This window comes from Aquabacterium sp. A08 (genome assembly GCF_011742065.1).
Window position 1 is genome coordinate 1 of the sequence record NZ_JAAQQT010000411.1, and the last position, 247, is coordinate 247.

The following is a 247-nucleotide window of genomic DNA, read 5'->3' on the forward strand; positions in this document are numbered from 1 at the left end:
GCCATGCGGCGCATCCAGTTCAAATCGGCGCCGGCGCAGAAAGCCGGGCCTTCGGCGGCCAGCACGATGGCGCGCACGTCGTCGCGCTGGCCCAGTTCGGTGAACACCTGGGTCAGCTCGGCGATCACCTCGTCGTTGAAGGCGTTGCGCAGCTCGGCGCGGGTCAGGGTCACGGTGGCGCGGTGCGCCTGCACGGTCACGGTCAGGTTGCTCATGTCCGGCCCCTCACATGCGGAACACGCCGAAC

1 protein-coding gene is annotated in these 247 nt (G+C 69.2%); it reads right to left on the reverse strand.

Features of this window, described 5'->3' with window-relative positions; genetic code table 11:
- On the reverse strand, window positions 1–215 hold a 215-nt coding region (locus tag HA630_RS27150; RefSeq protein WP_208299931.1), incomplete at its 3' end, for an enoyl-CoA hydratase-related protein.
- Between the last annotated feature and the right edge of the window lie 32 nt (window positions 216–247).